A 15,861-nucleotide genomic window follows, 5' to 3' on the forward strand; every position below is an offset into this window, starting at 1 on the left:
TGCTACGGAGCCGATTTGGCTCCGCACCATCCGGTTATTTTCTTATGGGTTGAAACTGACGCCCGAGAACACGTTGCGGCCGAAGGGGCTGACTTTGAAACCTTCGACTTTGGCGCTTAACGGCTGGTTGACCGTCGAGTGGGCGACTGGCGTGATTGGCACTTGCTGTTTAAGCAATTGCTGCGCCTGTTTGTACAGAACAGTCCTTTGTTCGCGGTCGGTCACGACCTTGGCTTGCTTGATCAGCTTGTCGTACGCCGGGTCACACCACATGGAGTAGTTGTTCCCGCCGATGGCGTCGCAGCTGTAGAGGGTGCCCAGCCAGTTGTCCGGGTCACCGTTGTCGCCGGTCCAGCCGATCAGGCTGATATCGTGCTCGCCGTTTTTGGTGCGCTTGATGTACTCGCCCCATTCGTAGCTGACGATCTTGACCTTGAGGCCGATCTTGGCCCAATCGCTTTGCAGCATTTCGGCCATCAGCTTGGCGTTGGGGTTGTACGGGCGCTGCACCGGCATGGCCCACAGGGTGATCTCGGTGCCTTCTTTAACGCCGGCGGCCTTGAGCAGTTGCTTGGCTTTTTCCGGGTTGTAGGCGGCGTCCTTGATGCTGTCGTCGTAGGACCACTGGGTCGGCGGCATGGCGTTGACCGCCAGTTGGCCCGCGCCCTGGTACACGGCATTGAGGATGCTTTGCTTGTTCACCGCCATGTCCAGCGCCTGGCGCACTTCGAGCTGGTCGAAAGGTTTGTGGCGCACGTTGTAGGCGATGTAGCCGAGGTTGAACCCCGGCTTGGTCAGCAGTTGCAGGTTCGGGTCGGCCTTGAGCGCGTCGACGTCAGCGGGGCGCGGGTGCAGGGTCACCTGGCACTCGCCAGCCTTGAGCTTCTGCACCCGCACCGAGGCGTCGGTGTTGATGGCGAAAATCAGTTGGTCCAGCTTGACGCGGCTCGGGTCCCAGTACTGCTTGTTGCCCACATAACGGATCTGCGAGTCTTTCTGGTAGCGCTGGAATACGAACGGGCCTGTGCCGATCGGCTTCTGGTTGATGTCGCTGGGTTTACCTTGTTTAAGCAACTGTTCGGCGTACTCGGCCGACAGGATCGAGGCAAAGCTCATGGCGATGTTTTGCACAAACGCGGCATCAACCGTGTTCAGGGTCATCACCACGGTGTAAGGGCCGGTCTTCTCGACCTTGGCGATGTTCTTGTTCAGGCTCATCCCGTTGAAGTATGGAAACTCGGTGGGGTAGGCCTTGCGAAACGGGTATTCAGGGTCGAGCATGCGGTTGAAGGTGAACAGCACGTCGTCGGCGTTGAAGTCGCGCGTCGGCTTGAATTCCTTGTTGCTGTGGAACTTCACCCCTTCACGCAGGTGAAAGGTGTAAGTCAGGCCGTCTTCGGAAATATCCCACTTGGTTGCCAGCCCAGGCACCACGTCAGTCGCGCCTTTTTCGAATTCAACCAGGCGGTTGTACAAGGGCTCCGCCGCGTCGTTGTCGGTGGCGGTGGTGTACTGCGCGGTGTCGAACCCGGCCGGGCTGCCTTCAGAGCAGAACACCAGGCTCTTCTTTTCGGCGGCTTGGCCCATCGTGGCCACAGCCAGCAGGCTGGTGCCAAAAATTGCGGATAGAACAGTGGTATGGCGCATGACGATCCCGATCCTTGTTTGTTGTTGTCACCAGCGAACAATCACCCAGGCGTCAGGCCTGGGAGACATCACTGATCCCACATACAGCAAGTGCCTTTCCTAGGTTGGAGCCTCTGCTGTCCTACGACGGTATGGGTCGCGGAGCTTGCAGTAAATGCGCCAAAACGGATTGACCTTGTAGGCAACGGATGCACATGTCGCAGTTCATTGCTGTAGGACGGCAATGTTGCGGATGTGGTCTGTTTCCTGCGGTCTGGGCGGATGCAATAACGGCGACGTTATGAAACGTCGCCGCTACTGAGCCTTACTTGCCGCTTACGCTAACGCCGTAGAAGGAGTTCAAGCCAAACGGGCTGATCTTGAAGTCCTGCACGGTGTTGCGCATGGGTTGATACACCGTCGAGTGCGCGATAGGTGTCATCGGGACTGCATCTTTGAGGATATGTTGCGCCTGCTTGTACAGCTCGGTGCGTTTGGCGACATCCGATGTGGCTTTGGCTTCTTTGACGATGCCGTCGAATTTCTTGTCGCACCATTTGGAGAAGTTGTTACCGGACAGCGAGTCGCAGCCGAACAGCACGTTCAGCCAGTTGTCCGGGTCACCATTGTCACCGCTCCAGCCAATGATCATGGCCTGGTTCTCGCCGCCTTTGGAACGCTTGATGTACTCGCCCCACTCGTAGCTGACAATGTTGACCTTCAGGCCGATCTGTTTCCAGTCGTTCTGCAGCATCTCGGCCATCAGCTTGGCGTTCGGGTTGTACGGACGTTGAACCGGCATGGCCCACAGGGTGATTTCGGTGCCTTCCTTGACGCCCGCTTCCTTGAGCAAAGCCTTGGCTTTGGTCACATCATGCGGGGCATCCTTGATGGTGGTGTCGTAGGACCACTGGGTCGGCGGCATGGCGTTGACGGCCAGTTGGCCTGCGCCCTGGTACACGGAGTCGATGATCTGCTGCTTGTTCACCGACATGTCCAGCGCTTCACGTACACGCAGGTCAGACAGTGGGTTGGCGGCGGTCTGGCCCTTGAGCACCGGCATAACGTTGTAAGCGATGTAGCCCAGGTTGAAACCGGCCTGGTGCGGCAGTTTCAGGTCCTTGTCTTCACCCAGCGCCTTGAGGTCGGCTGGACGCGGGAACAGGGTCACCTGGCATTCGTTTTTCTTCAGCTTCTGGATACGCACCGACGGGTCAGTGGTGATGGCGAAGATCAGGTTGTCGATCTTCACGTCTTCAGGCTTCCAGTAATCCTTGTTGCCGGTGTAACGGATGTTGGAGTCTTTCTGGTAGCTCTTGAACACGAACGGGCCAGTGCCGATTGGCTTCTGGTTGATGTCCTGTGCCTTGCCTTCTTTCAACAGTTGGGCGGCGTATTCAGCCGACTGGATCGACGCGAAGCTCATTGCCAGGTTCTGGATGAAAGCGGCGTCCACAGTGCCAAGGGTGAACTTGACGGTGTGGTCATCGACTTTCTCGATGTTCTTGATGTTGGTGTCCATCCCCATGTCCGTGAAGTACGGGAACTCGGTGGGGTAGGCTTTGCGAAACGGGTCGTCCTTATTGATCATGCGGTTGAACGTGAACAGCACGTCATCAGCATTGAAGGTACGGGTCGGCTTGAAGTACGAGGTGGTGTGGAACTTCACGCCATCACGCAGGTGGAAGGTGTACGTCAGGCCATCCGGGGAAACGTCCCAGCTGGTGGCCAGCCCAGGAATCACAGCAGTGCCGCCGCGTTCGAACTGGGTCAGACGGTTGAACATGGTTTCGGCCGAGGCATCGAAGTCTGTTCCGGTGGTGTACTGGCCTGGGTCGAAACCGGCCGGGCTCCCTTCGGAGCAGAACACCAGGTTAGTCGCCGCTTGGGCGAATGGAGCTGCGGCCATAAGGCCAGCACTCACTAAAAGCGGAAGGACTGCGTGTTTAAGCATGTTGGCCTCATGATTTGTTGTCATTTTTGGTGGTGAGGGCGACCTCGTGAGTCGGCCTGCGGATACTTATGCAGGGGCCATACCCATTGCAAGATGCTGAACCGTTGCGAGAGGCAAACTGTGGTACGAACGTACAGGAATGTCGCATTTATGAAAGTTTGTACATAAATGCATATATATAGAGGGTTTTTTCGGTGCATTGTGCGCACCAAAAAGGCCCAGCCGAGGCGTCTGGCGCACTCGGTTGGGGCGATGATGTTACTTATCTAGACTGACACCATAGAACGGCGTAAGCCCAAACGGGCTGATCTTGAAGTTTTGCACTTCCTTACGCAGTGGCTGGAAAACCGTCGAGTTCGCAATAGGTGTTATAGGTACTTGTTCCTTAAGTATTTTTTGCGCCTGTTGATACCACTTGATGCGTTGCTCGCGGTCGTTGCTGACCTTGGCCTGTTGCACCAGCTTGTCGTAGGCCGGGTTACACCATTTGGCGTAGTTACTGCCCTTGACGGCGGCACAACTGTAGAGCACGCCGAGCCAGTTATCCGGGTCGCCGTTGTCGCCGGTCCAGCCATAAATCATGGCGTCATGCTCGCCATTTTTGGCGCGCTTGATGTATTCGCCCCATTCGTAGCTGATTATGTTGGCCTTGATACCGACCTTCGCCCAATCCTGCTGGATCATTTGTGCCGACATGCGTGCGTTGGGGTTTGAAGCACGCTGTACCGTCATGGCCCACAAATTGATGGTGGTACCTGGTGCAACCCCTGCTTCTTTTAGTAGCGCCCGGGCCTTGGTCGGATCGTAGGGCGCGTCCTTGATAGTGGGGTCATAAGACCACTGCGCCGGTGGCAGTGCGTTCTGCGCCAATTGTCCGGCGCTCTGGTAAACGGCCTTGATGATCGCGGGCTTGTCGATGGCCATGTCCAGCGCCTGGCGCACTTTGAGCTGGTCCAGCGGCGGATGCGTCACGTTGTAGGCCAGGAAACCCAAGTTGAAACCGGCCTGTTGCAGCACGCGCAGGTTGGGGTCTTGTTTCATTATTTCAATGTCGGACGGACGCGGGTAACCGCTGACCTGGCATTCACCGGCCTTGAGTTTCTGCAGGCGCGCGGCGGCGTCCGGGGTGATGGCGAATACCAGATTGTCGAGCTTCACATCCTCGGGCTTCCAATACTGCTTATTGGCCACGTAGCGAATCTGCGAATCTTTCTGGTAGCGCTTGAACACAAACGGGCCCGTGCCCACCGGCTTCTGATTGATCTGCTCGGCTTTGCCTTCTTCTAACAGTTGGGCGGCGTATTCGGCTGATTGCACCGAAGCGAAGCTCATGGCCAGGTTCTGTACGAACGAGGCATCGACATTGTTCAGGTTGAACTGCACGGTGTGGTTGTCGAGTTTCTCGACGTTTTTGATCGTGGTGTTCAAACCCATGTCAGTGAAGTAAGGCGATTCTGACGGGTAAGCCTTGCGAAACGGGCTGTTGGCATCGAGCAAGCGATTGAACGTGAACAGCACATCATCCGCATTGAAGTCACGGGTAGGGGTGAAGTAGTCGGTGGTGTGGAATTTGACGCCATCGCGCAGGTGGAAGGTGTAGGTCAGGCCGTCTTTGGAGACCTCCCAGCTTGTTGCAAGGCCAGGCTCTACCTCGGTGCCACCGCGCTTGAACTGGGTCAGGCGGTTAAAGACGGTTTCGGCTGAGGCATCGAAATCGGTGCCGCTGGTGTACTGGCTGGGGTCGAAGCCGGCGGGGCTGGCTTCGGAGCAGTAGACCAGGGTAGTCGCCGCCTGAGCGGTCGGCATCAAGGCCAGGAGGCCGGCGGCAAGGAGCAACGGTTTTAAGGTGATTCTTTCCATGGAGACCCCTGAAGTGGTGGGCATATAAAAGCTGCCCAAACGGAAGCGACGGTCACCGAGGTTACCGCCGTTCAGGGTTATCAGGTAGAGACTCTGGTTCACTTAATGCAGTCAGATGATGCCCTTCGGCAGGTTCTCGCTGTTATGGTTGTGGGAAGGTCATTGGCTTATAAGTAAATGCCCACCATGAAAACGGATTCCAATAGGGATTTTTCTTTACGGGTTTGAAGTTTATGGTTTTCGCCAATTCTTTGGCGACGTATTTTTCAGCTTCGTCTCTGGCCAATGCCCTATCGGCATCAGTCAGCGGGGAGTTCTGAGTTTGTTTTAGGGCTTTCAAATATTCTTTTTCTACTTTTTCAATCGCGGCATTTATTTCTTCCGGCACGAGGTTGCCTGTGAGCGTGCCACGATAGCCTTTGACGGGGCGCTGTATGAGCCTCTGAAACTCAGCCGCGAAGGAGGCATCTCCACCACTTGCAGAGTCACATGTCAGCAGCCGTATATTGTCAAACGTCTCCGGGTGAATACCTGCGTCTTTAAGTGTCTGAAGTAGCTCGTCGGGCGTATGGAGTTTTCCGGCATATGAAACTTTCGCGATACCAGTAGCAGGGTCGACGCTCCCATGGACGAGTATGTTGAGTCGTTCTGCACTGCCTTTTTTGTTGAAATCGGTAAATGTGTAGAGTTTTTTGTCAAGGGCGTTTAGGTCATTGAGTTCTCCACTCAGAATTACGTTTTTTTCAGGCGTAGAAAAAAGAGCCTCGCCGGTCGGTAAGTCTTCAATGGACCTTAGAATCGAACGTTTACTGTTTTGCGCTTCGATTGTCGGGGGCACGCCTTCTGTCTCAATGGCCGGTGGCGTACTCGGTTCGTTTGGCGCGGCGTGGGTGGCGGGGTGTATATCGCTTTCGCTCGACACTTTTATGTTTCGCTCAAAATTAAAACTCTTGGTCTGCTCATTGTATTTCCAGCCGTAAACTTCGCTGCCCGCGGTAGTAGGTCCGATGGGGGCTTCACCCAACCCTGCATCCGTCCCAATTTGTGCAACTTCGTGCGCGAGTTGCAGGGCAGATATCACCGCGGCAGCAGTGCCGCCAACGCGATCGCTGGCTGTCATACCCGTGGCGGCGTCATGAATGCCAAACACGATATTGCCCGTATTGCCGACAACGGGGACGTAACCGAAGGTATTGCCCCACGCCTCTTTCGCGGCCTTCCACGATTGCTTCGAGGCACCAAACACCTGCGTCTGATCGTCCGATTTTGCATTTTTGGTGTTCATCTCCTGATAGGCGTGGGCAATACCGGAGTTAAGGCTTCCAAACTTTAAATAATAGTGTGAATTTCGCGACTGGGTATAATTAAAGGTCTCCTCCACCGGTACAACTTTTTCGCTGGTTTTACCGGCACGCCCCGGGTAGGTGGCACCTTTACCGATAATCAAATTTTCGAGTACATCGCCCGCCGGGGGCCAATGGGTATTTTGGCCGCCCTGCCTGTCCTTGGAGTTGAAACTCCGTAGCAACTCATTGCGGTTTTCTTTTGCCCAACTGGCAAATTCATTATCTCCGTCTATTTTACTGACCTTGCCGTTCTTCAAGTCAATCATCAGGCCTCTATTGGGCCGGTGATCATAATCGCCATGGTAGTTTTTGTAAGGGATAAACGCATACCCGGCGAGCGGATAGCCGTAGATATTTGGAATAACCACGTTGCCGTTTTTGTCTAGTGTTCGGTCGATGGCTTCTTGTGCCTCAGCCCCGAGCGCCTTATAACTTTCCTTGTCGTTGCGCAGACTGTGCAAGGTGCCCCGCACTACATAGGCATCGGCCAACCCTGAGCGCTTCGCCAGTGCGCCCGAATGATCCGCCATGGGCTTGATTATCTCGTTTTTCCAATGATGCTGAAGCTTGGCGCCCATCGACTCCAAGTCGTTAATTTTATTTCGGTCTTCTGGCCTGATTTGCATGCTTTGGGCATTAATCACGCCGCCTCCCGCGGGCCTATCGTGCTTAAGGGCTCCGGCTGCAATCTCCCATGCAAAGTAGGTGCGCTCGTCTTTGCTGGTCAGGTGAGAAGCACCATTAAGCTCCTTGGTGTAAGCGGTGAACGTCACCGTGATTGTTTCATGCGGGTCATACCCGGCTGCCAGCAAACCGCCACTGAAGTAACCTGCGGGTTCCATGTATTGACGGGCATCTTGGAATTTAATATTCCTTTCGCCTTCGCTACCGTGTTCCACAAGCTTTAACTTCCACCTTACGCGATCCGCATAGTCACCCATACGTGCCTCCCGTTCTTGCAGGGAGGCGTTCGCCGCGGGTGGAGTGACGCTCCATCCATAAATGACTCCCGGGATATTACCCGGTTTAAGATCGTCGAAGGGCGAGTGTCCATGAAACCCACCGCGATAAAACGGCTGGCCCCTCGGTAAACCTCTTGAATTTCTATCCGGAGGGGTTAGATCGCGAGTGACGCGATTGCCCATGTGTGTTTGTTCTGGATAGTTTGAATCCAAGGGAGTAGTTGGTGTAGCGCAAGCGTGCAGCGAAGAGGGTGCCATTGTTTGCATGGTCGGCTCGATTTACTGAGTGGGTTGTGAACTTAACTGTCGATCCTCACTGGGCAGCAGGCGGCCGCAAGTTTACGCTGCGGTGCAATAGCAGGCATCGCACAGAGAACGTCGAATAAACACGTTGCTTGTTAAGTTAAGGCAGCAGTGATGATCACTCAGTGGGGGGCTGGACGCGTCGAGTTCCACTTTACACCCTGGTTGAGCACGTAAAGTTGATGCTTAAACTTATTCCGACTGTGCAGAAGAAAAGTTTTACATGAAGGTACTGTCAACTGTTGCATGGCAGTTTGAGTGGGAAAGCTTTCCACTTGAAATTTTACGGTCGTCGTTAATGAAATGTTGCTGTATGGCGTTCGAGCGCGGCGATGTGAGTTGTGATTTTGCGATGTCGGTGTGGGGCTGTTGGGCGACATAAGCGCGGTCAAAAAAAAGCGCAGCCTGTCAGGCTGCGCCGTTTCTAATATCGCAAAGGGTTTAGTGCAAGACCTCAATCACCCCATCAGCGCTCATGTTGACCTGGCTGGTGCCGGCTTCTACTTCTGGCGTTGGCGCCGAATCCGCCATGGCCGCCTTCATCATCATCCCGCCATTGCGGGCGTAAGGCATCGGGTAACCATTGGTGTTGAAGTTCAGGTTGACGATCTTGTAGCCCTTGCCACCCAACGCGTCAGTTGCGAGCTGGGCACGGGCCTTGAACGCGGCGACCGCATCCTTGAGCAACGCATCTTCGCTGGCCTTGCGCGTGGTGTCGGCGATGGCGAAGTCCATGTTTTCCATTTTCAGGGTGTTCAACAGCTCGCCAGTGAGTTTGGACAGTGCCGGGAAGTCGGCGCTTTCCAGACGCAGTTCGGCGCGTTCGCGCCAACCGGTGATCTTCTGGTTCTTGCTGTCGTAGATCGGGTAGCTGTTGCGGCTGCCTTGGCGCAGGGTTACGGCTTTGACTTCACGTGCCTGGCCCAACGCCTTGTTCATGGTGTTGGTGATTTCGGCAGCAAGCTTGGCCGGGTCGGCATTTTGCGATTCGGTGTACAGCGTGACGATCATCTTGTCGCGGGCAACCTCCTGGCTGACCTCGGCGCGCAGGGAAATCTGGTTGTAGTTCAGCCCTTCGGCTGCCAAAGCGGGGAGGCTGGCAAGGGTGGCGACGCCCAGGGTGATAACAGCTGCACTGCGAGTGAAACGAGACATGGAAGCTCCTTAAGGTGTTCGTATCGGGTATGACTGTAGACGGTGGTATCGGGTTCTTCGGGTTTACACATTCGCTACAAGTTGTGATGGCGCCGACGAACGGTCGTTTGGCCGGCCTGCGTCAAAGAGCCACACGCGCCGTGCCAGCGGGTCTGCTTCGTTTATACTCGTGCCGATCCGCCTGCAGCGCTCACCGGGAGAGCTCATGCTCGCCGCCGTAAAACTGACTTCCGCCACACGCCAGAACCTCTGGCGCCTGACGTTCATCCGCACCCTGGTACTGGCCGCACAGGCCGGCTCCGTCGGGCTTGCCTATTGGTTCGACCTGCTGCCGCTGCCGTGGCTGCAACTGGGTGTGACCCTGGCGTTTTCCACTGTGCTGTGCGCGTTCACGGCCATCCGCCTGCGTACCACGTGGCCTGTGACCGAGTTGGAATACGCACTCCAGTTGGCCTGCGATCTGTTTATCCACAGTGTGTTGCTTTATTTCTCTGGTGGTTCCACCAACCCGTTTGTTTCTTACTACCTGGTGCCACTGACCATCGCCGCCGTGACCTTGCCATGGCGCTATTCGGTAGTGCTGTCGGGTATTGCGCTGACGCTCTATACCTTGCTGCTGGCGCAGTTCTATCCGTTGCAAACCTTTCCCATCGCCCGTGAAAACCTGCAGATCTACGGGATGTGGCTGAGCTTCGCGCTGTCTGCTGCAGTGATCACGTTCTTCGCTGCACGCATGGCCGAAGAACTGCGCCGTCAGGAAGAACTGCGCGCCATTCGCCGCGAAGAAGGCCTGCGTGACCAGCAATTGCTGGCCGTCGCCACCCAGGCCGCGGGTGCCGCCCACGAGTTGGGCACACCACTGGCGACCATGAGCGTGCTGCTTAACGAAATGACCCAGGACCATCACGACCCGGTGTTGCAAGAAGATCTCGGCGTGCTGCGCGAACAGGTCAAACAATGCAAGCAGACCTTGCAGCAACTGGTGCGCGCCGCCGAAGCCAATCGCCGCCTGGCGGTGGAGATGCAGGACGTGACCCAGTGGCTCGACGAAGCCCTGAATCGCTGGCACCTGATGCGCCCCGAAGCCAGTTACCGTTTTCATCTATTAGGGCAGGGCAGTGTGCCGCGCATGGCGCCGCCGCCGGACCTGACCCAGGCCTTGCTCAACCTGCTGAACAACGCCGCCGACGCTTGCCCCGAAGGCTTGGGCGTGCAGCTGGACTGGGACGCGGAAAACGTCACCATCAGCATTCGTGACCACGGCGCGGGCGTGCCGCTGGCCATTGCCGAACAGATCGGCAAACCCTTCTTTACCACCAAGGGCAAAGGCTTCGGCCTCGGCCTGTTTTTGAGCAAGGCCAGCGTGACCCGCGCGGGCGGCTCAGTGAAGCTCTATAGTCATGAGGAAGGTGGCACGCTCACCGAGCTGCGCCTGCCCCGTGTCGCACGAGGAGATATCGATGAGTGACGAGATCCAAGTCGAAGGCGAAGAACTGCCGCACCTGTTGCTGGTAGATGACGACGCCACCTTTACCCGCGTGATGGCGCGCGCCATGAGCCGTCGTGGCTTTCGCGTGAGCACCGCAGGTTCGGCTGAAGAAGGCCTGACCATCGCCCAGGCCGACCTGCCGGACTACGCCGCGCTCGACCTGAAAATGGATGGCGACTCCGGCCTGGTGCTGCTGCCCAAGCTGCTGGAGCTCGACCCGGAAATGCGCGTGGTGATCCTCACCGGTTACTCCAGCATCGCCACCGCCGTCGAGGCCATCAAGCGCGGCGCCTGCAACTACCTGTGCAAGCCGGCGGATGCCGACGACGTGCTGGCTGCGTTGCTCTCAGAGCACGCCGACCTCGATACCCTGGTGCCGGAAAACCCGATGTCGGTGGACCGCCTGCAGTGGGAACACATCCAGCGCGTGCTCACCGAACACGAAGGCAATATCTCCGCCACTGCCCGTGCCCTGGGCATGCACCGTCGCACCCTGCAACGCAAGCTGCAGAAGCGTCCTGTACGGCGCTGAACAAAGTCTGAACAATCTGCTTCAGGCTGCACAGCGCGCTGAACCGATCGTCTATGATCGGTTCAAACGCCTGTCACATTTTCTTACAGAGCCTGAACGATGAGTCAGAACGCTGAGTATTCCGCGGTCAACGACGCGGTGCGTGGGCAATTCTTGCGCCGAACCTGGGCGATGATCACACCGTATTGGCGTAGTGAAGAGAAGGGCAAGGCCTGGTTGTTGCTGGCTGTGGTGATTGGTCTGACGCTGTTCAGCGTGGCGATTTCCGTGTGGCTTAACCACTGGTACAAGGATTTCTACAACGCCCTGGAAAAAAAGGACACTGCGGCCTTCTGGCAACAGATCATCTATTTCTGCGGCATCGCTGCAGTGGCTATTCTCGGCGCGGTCTACCGCCTCTATCTGACCCAGATGTTGACCATTCGCTGGCGCGCGTGGCTCACCGAAAAGCACTTTGCACGCTGGCTTAACAACAAGAACTACTACCAGTTGGAGCAGGGCGGCTACACCGATAACCCGGACCAGCGGATTTCCGAAGACCTCAATAGCTTTACCTTGAACACATTAGCTCTGGGTTTGGGCCTGCTGCGCAATGTGGTCAGTCTGGTGTCGTTCTCGATTATCTTGTGGGGCGTGTCGGGCAGCATCGAAGTGTTCGGTATCACCATCCCCGGCTACATGTTCTGGTGCGCATTGCTGTATGCCGCCGTCGGCAGTTGGCTGACGCACCTGATCGGCCGTCGTTTGATCGGCCTTAGCAACCAGCAGCAACGGTTCGAAGCAGACTTGCGTTTCTCCATGGTGCGCGTGCGGGAAAATGCCGAAAGCATTGCTTTGTACAATGGCGAGTCAAACGAGAATCAACGTTTGAGTGCGCGGTTCGGCAAGGTCTGGCACAACTATTGGGACATCATGAAGGTGTCCAAGCGCCTGACATTCTTCACCGCAGGCTATGAGCAGATCGCGGTTGTCTTTGCATTTATCGTGGCGGCACCGCGCTATTTCGCCGGCAAGATCGAACTGGGCGAGCTGATGCAAATCAACTCGGCGTTCGGCAATGTGCAGGGCAACTTCAGCTGGTTTATCACCGCTTACTCCGACCTCGCCAGCTGGCGTGCCAGCAGTGACCGTCTGCTGAGTTTTCATGAGGCCATGAGCCGCAACGAACAACGTGCTCCGGCCATCGATGTGCGCCCGCAAGGCGAGCAACTGGTGGTCAAAGACCTGGGCATGGACCTGGCCGACGGCCGCCACCTGCTCACCGACGCCGACATGACGGTAGAGCCTGGCCAGCGTGTGATGCTCAGTGGGCGTTCCGGTAGCGGTAAAAGTACATTGCTGCGCGCCATGGGCGACTTGTGGCCGGCGGGCCACGGCAGCATTTGCCTGCCGGCGGCGCGTTATCTGTTCCTGCCGCAAAAGCCTTACTTGCCGATTGGCAGCCTGAAGGCCGTGTTGAGTTATCCACAAGACGACAGCACCTACCCGGCCGAACGTTATGCACAGGTCCTGGAAACCTGCCGCTTGCCGCATCTGGTCAGCCGTCTGGATGAGGCCAACCATTGGCAACGCATGCTCTCGCCCGGTGAGCAGCAACGTCTGGCCTTTGCGCGTGCCTTATTGTTCGCGCCGCAGTGGCTGTACATGGACGAAGCCACCTCGGCGATGGATGAAGAGGATGAAGCGAACCTGTATCAAGCGCTGATCGATGAACTGCCGGGCCTGAGCATCGTCAGTGTCGGCCATCGCAGCAGCCTCAAGCGTTTTCATGGGCGGCATGTGCGGATTGAAGGCGGGCTGTTGCAGGAGCAACAACCGGCTTAAGGTCTTACGCGGTCAATGTGGGAGTCGGGCTTGCCCGCGATGGCGGTGTGTCAGGCAATGGAAGCTTTGCTGATACACCGCTATCGCAGTCAAGCCAGCTCCCACAGTTGACCGGTGTCGCCTGCTTGATTGAGGCCCACAAAAAAGCCCGGCTGATCATCGATCAACCGGGCTTTTTAGTGTTTGAAAAAACTTACTTCTTCAAACCGTAATGCTCATCCAGCATGCCTGGGGCGTTCGGCGTTTTTGGCGCGTAGTCCCGTGGCGGCTCCTGGTTTTCCCGCGGTGGCGTCAGGCGCTCCCGTGGGGCTTGCGGTGCATCGGAATGCAACGCGGCCAGCAGGCGCTGGCGGGTGATGTCGTCGAGGGCGAGGCGGTTGGCGCCATCGGCGAGATGATCCTGTACTTCCTGGTAGCTCTGGGTGAGCTTCTTGACCAGGGTCGCGGTGCTGTTGAAGTGGGTAACAACCTCGTTCTGATAACTGTCAAAACGTTCCTGAATGTCATCCAGCTGACGCTGCGTGCGGTTAGGCGCGGCATTCGGCAGCAGGCGGGCAACCAGGAATCCAATGGCGACACCGGCAACCAGGGCAAGAGTCGGCAACAACCAAACTAAGAGCGAGTGTTCCACGAGTCCTTCCTCTATAAACGGCTTTGCTTTACGTTAACGGCTCAAACCTGCGCTGTATACCGCGATTAAGCTCGCAATGATGCCATGCACAGACTTTTAGCTAGACGAGTCGACCCTTTGAGAGGTCACGGAGTTCATTCCTTGCTCATGCGTGAAACCCCCGTTTTGATCGCTGGCCCGGTGGGCCAATTGGAAGCCTTGTACCTGGATCACCCCGAGCCACGTGGCCTGGCGCTGATCTGCCACCCTAACCCGGTGCAAGGCGGGACCATGCTCAATAAAGTCGTTTCGACCCTGCAACGCACTGCCCGCGATGCTGGTTTGATTACTTTACGTTTCAATTACCGTGGCGTCGGCGCGAGCGCCGGTACTCACGACATGGCCACCGGTGAAGTGGACGATGCCGAAGCGGCGGCCACCTGGCTGCGGGAAAAGCACCCCGACCTGCCGATCACCTTGCTCGGCTTTTCCTTCGGCGGCTACGTCGCGGCCAGCCTCGGTGGCCGCCTGGAAGCCAAGGGCGAAAAGCTTGCGCACCTGTTCATGGTTGCCGCTGCGGTGATGCGCCTGCGCGATAGCGACGTGCTGCCCCAAGGCTGCCCGTTAACCCTGATCCAGCCGGAAACCGACGAAGTGGTCGACCCACAGACCGTGTACGACTGGTCCGCCGCCCTGAAACGCCCCCATGAGCTGCTGAAAGTGGCAGAATGCGGACACTTTTTTCATGGCAAGCTCACCGACCTCAAGGATCTGGTGCTGCCGCGCCTCTCGAATTGATAGCAGTCTGATAAGCGATTACCCATGACGACTCGTACCCGTATCCTCACCGGCATCACCACCACCGGCACGCCGCACCTGGGCAACTACGCCGGTGCGATCCGCCCTGCGATCCTCGCCAGCCAGGACGCGAATGCCGATTCCTTTTACTTCCTGGCCGACTACCACGCCCTGATCAAGTGCGATGACCCGCAGCGCATCCAGCGCTCGCGCATGGAAATCGCCGCGACCTGGCTCGCCGGTGGCCTGGATGTGAACCGGGTGACCTTCTATCGCCAGTCCGACATCCCGGAAATCCCAGAACTGACCTGGCTGCTGACCTGTGTTGCCGCCAAGGGCCTGCTCAACCGCGCCCATGCCTACAAGGCCTCGGTGGACAAGAACGTTGAAGCCGGCGAAGACCCGGACGCGGGCATCAGCATGGGCCTGTACAGCTACCCGGTGCTGATGGCGGCGGACATCCTGATGTTCAACGCGCACAAGGTGCCGGTCGGCCGTGACCAGATCCAGCACGTGGAAATGGCCCGCGACATCGGCCAGCGTTTCAACCACCTGTTCGGCAACGGTAAAGAATTCTTCACCATGCCTGAGGCGTTGATCGAAGAAAGCGTCGCCACTTTGCCGGGCCTCGATGGCCGCAAGATGTCCAAGAGCTACGACAACACCATCCCGTTGTTCACCAGCGCCAAGGACATGAAAGACGCGATCTCGCGGATCGTCACCGACTCGCGTGCGCCCGGCGAAGCCAAGGACCCGGACAATTCGCATCTGTTCACCTTGTTCCAGGCGTTTGCCAGCAAGGCTCAGGAACAAGAGTTCCGCGCCGATCTGCTGCAAGGCCTGGGCTGGGGCGAGGCGAAGAGCCGCCTGTTCCAACTGCTCGACAGCCAACTGAGCGAGCCGCGTGAGCGTTACCACCAGTTGATGTCGCGCCCCTCGGACATGGAAGACCTGCTGCTGATCGGCGCCAAGAAAGCCCGCGCCGTGGCCGCGCCGTTCCTTGCCGAGCTGCGTGAAGCCGTGGGCCTGCGCTCGTTCGTCAACCAGGCCGCCGCGCCGGTGGCGGCCAAGAAGAAAGCCGCGAAGGCTGCGCGCTTCGTGAGCTTCCGTGAAGACGACGGCAGCTTCCGCTTCCGCCTGCTGTCGGCCGATGGCGAGCAATTACTGTTGTCGCGCAACTTTGCCGACGGCAAAGCGGCGGGCGCAGTGACCAAGCAACTGCAAAGCGGCGACGCGCTGGATGTGCGCAATGAGGCCACAGGCTTCAGCGTATGGCTGGACGGTGCTGCCGTGGCCGACAGCGCTGAATTTGCCGACGAAACGTCGCGTGATGCTGCCATCGCCGCCTTGCGCGTTGCGTTGACCCCCATCGAGGATTAACCCGACCAAGGGTTGATTGCCA

Annotated in this window: 11 protein-coding genes; 5 read left to right on the top strand and 6 right to left on the bottom strand. The window is 57.4% G+C overall.

Going from position 1 to position 15,861, the window contains the following annotated elements; translation table 11 throughout:
• Positions 1 to 42 precede the first annotated feature (42 nt).
• The 5 genes from HBO23_RS00900 to HBO23_RS00920 all read right to left on the bottom strand — a co-directional run bounded on the left by HBO23_RS00900 (position 43) and on the right by HBO23_RS00920 (position 9,206).
• Complete coding sequence (locus tag HBO23_RS00900; RefSeq protein WP_017138282.1) at positions 43 to 1,647, bottom strand: ABC transporter substrate-binding protein; 1,605 nt, start codon at positions 1,645 to 1,647, stop codon at positions 43 to 45.
• Positions 1,648 to 1,951: 304 nt separating this feature from the next.
• Positions 1,952 to 3,580 (bottom strand): ABC transporter substrate-binding protein, encoded by a 1,629-nt coding sequence (locus HBO23_RS00905; RefSeq protein WP_017138281.1) that lies wholly within the window; start codon positions 3,578 to 3,580, stop codon positions 1,952 to 1,954.
• A 258-nt stretch (positions 3,581 to 3,838) separates the two neighbouring features.
• Complete coding sequence (locus HBO23_RS00910) at positions 3,839 to 5,440, bottom strand: ABC transporter substrate-binding protein (protein ID WP_170036251.1); 1,602 nt, start codon at positions 5,438 to 5,440, stop codon at positions 3,839 to 3,841.
• A gap of 142 nt (positions 5,441 to 5,582) precedes the next feature.
• Positions 5,583 to 7,727 (bottom strand): hypothetical protein, encoded by a 2,145-nt coding sequence (locus tag HBO23_RS00915; protein WP_170036253.1) that lies wholly within the window; start codon positions 7,725 to 7,727, stop codon positions 5,583 to 5,585.
• 765 nt (positions 7,728 to 8,492) lie between these two features.
• Positions 8,493 to 9,206, bottom strand: coding sequence for an SIMPL domain-containing protein (locus tag HBO23_RS00920; protein ID WP_017138278.1), 714 nt, complete (start codon positions 9,204 to 9,206; stop codon positions 8,493 to 8,495).
• A 205-nt stretch (positions 9,207 to 9,411) separates the two neighbouring features.
• Here HBO23_RS00920 and HBO23_RS00925 point away from each other — a divergent pair, with 205 nt between their 5' ends.
• From HBO23_RS00925 to HBO23_RS00935, 3 genes are all read left to right on the top strand, one after another.
• A complete protein-coding gene (locus tag HBO23_RS00925) occupies positions 9,412 to 10,674 on the top strand; it encodes an ATP-binding protein (RefSeq protein ID WP_017138277.1) in 1,263 nt (420 codons plus the stop codon).
• Positions 10,667 to 11,227, top strand: a complete 561-nt coding sequence (locus HBO23_RS00930) for a response regulator transcription factor (RefSeq protein ID WP_003171731.1) — start codon at positions 10,667 to 10,669, stop codon at positions 11,225 to 11,227. The genes HBO23_RS00925 and HBO23_RS00930 overlap by 8 nt, the downstream gene beginning before the upstream one ends.
• A gap of 99 nt (positions 11,228 to 11,326) precedes the next feature.
• The gene (locus HBO23_RS00935; RefSeq protein WP_170036255.1) at positions 11,327 to 13,051 is read left to right on the top strand and encodes an ABC transporter ATP-binding protein/permease; all 1,725 of its coding nucleotides are present in this window, start codon (positions 11,327 to 11,329) and stop codon (positions 13,049 to 13,051) included.
• 193 nt (positions 13,052 to 13,244) lie between these two features.
• Here HBO23_RS00935 and HBO23_RS00940 read toward each other — a convergent pair whose 3' ends face one another.
• Positions 13,245 to 13,682, bottom strand: a complete 438-nt coding sequence (locus HBO23_RS00940) for a DUF1043 family protein (protein ID WP_017138275.1) — start codon at positions 13,680 to 13,682, stop codon at positions 13,245 to 13,247.
• Positions 13,683 to 13,829: 147 nt separating this feature from the next.
• Here HBO23_RS00940 and HBO23_RS00945 point away from each other — a divergent pair, with 147 nt between their 5' ends.
• Together HBO23_RS00945 and HBO23_RS00950 are read left to right on the top strand one after the other, a co-directional pair.
• On the top strand, positions 13,830 to 14,459 hold the full coding sequence (locus HBO23_RS00945) for an alpha/beta fold hydrolase (RefSeq protein ID WP_099548364.1): 630 nt from the start codon (positions 13,830 to 13,832) through the stop codon (positions 14,457 to 14,459).
• 24 nt (positions 14,460 to 14,483) lie between these two features.
• Entirely contained in the window at positions 14,484 to 15,839 is a 1,356-nt protein-coding gene (locus HBO23_RS00950) for a tryptophan--tRNA ligase (protein ID WP_170036257.1), read from the top strand.
• Positions 15,840 to 15,861: the final 22 nt, after the last annotated feature.

The organism is Pseudomonas sp. WS 5532 (genome assembly GCF_012985445.1).
Lineage (GTDB): Bacteria > Pseudomonadota > Gammaproteobacteria > Pseudomonadales > Pseudomonadaceae > Aquipseudomonas > Aquipseudomonas edaphica.

Bases quoted from the DNA above. Each gene is read 5' to 3' on its own strand.
- HBO23_RS00950 (WP_170036257.1), top strand. From the start codon at position 14,484: ATGACGACTCGTACCCGTATCCTCACCGGCATCACCACCACCGGCACG.
- HBO23_RS00900 (WP_017138282.1), bottom strand. From the start codon at position 1,647: ATGCGCCATACCACTGTTCTATCCGCAATTTTTGGCACCAGCCTGCTG.
- HBO23_RS00920 (WP_017138278.1), bottom strand. From the start codon at position 9,206: ATGTCTCGTTTCACTCGCAGTGCAGCTGTTATCACCCTGGGCGTCGCC.
- HBO23_RS00925 (WP_017138277.1), top strand. From the start codon at position 9,412: ATGCTCGCCGCCGTAAAACTGACTTCCGCCACACGCCAGAACCTCTGG.
- HBO23_RS00905 (WP_017138281.1), bottom strand. From the start codon at position 3,580: ATGCTTAAACACGCAGTCCTTCCGCTTTTAGTGAGTGCTGGCCTTATG.
- HBO23_RS00910 (WP_170036251.1), bottom strand. From the start codon at position 5,440: ATGGAAAGAATCACCTTAAAACCGTTGCTCCTTGCCGCCGGCCTCCTG.
- HBO23_RS00930 (WP_003171731.1), top strand. From the start codon at position 10,667: ATGAGTGACGAGATCCAAGTCGAAGGCGAAGAACTGCCGCACCTGTTG.
- HBO23_RS00945 (WP_099548364.1), top strand. From the start codon at position 13,830: ATGCGTGAAACCCCCGTTTTGATCGCTGGCCCGGTGGGCCAATTGGAA.
- HBO23_RS00935 (WP_170036255.1), top strand. From the start codon at position 11,327: ATGAGTCAGAACGCTGAGTATTCCGCGGTCAACGACGCGGTGCGTGGG.
- HBO23_RS00915 (WP_170036253.1), bottom strand. From the start codon at position 7,727: ATGGGTGACTATGCGGATCGCGTAAGGTGGAAGTTAAAGCTTGTGGAA.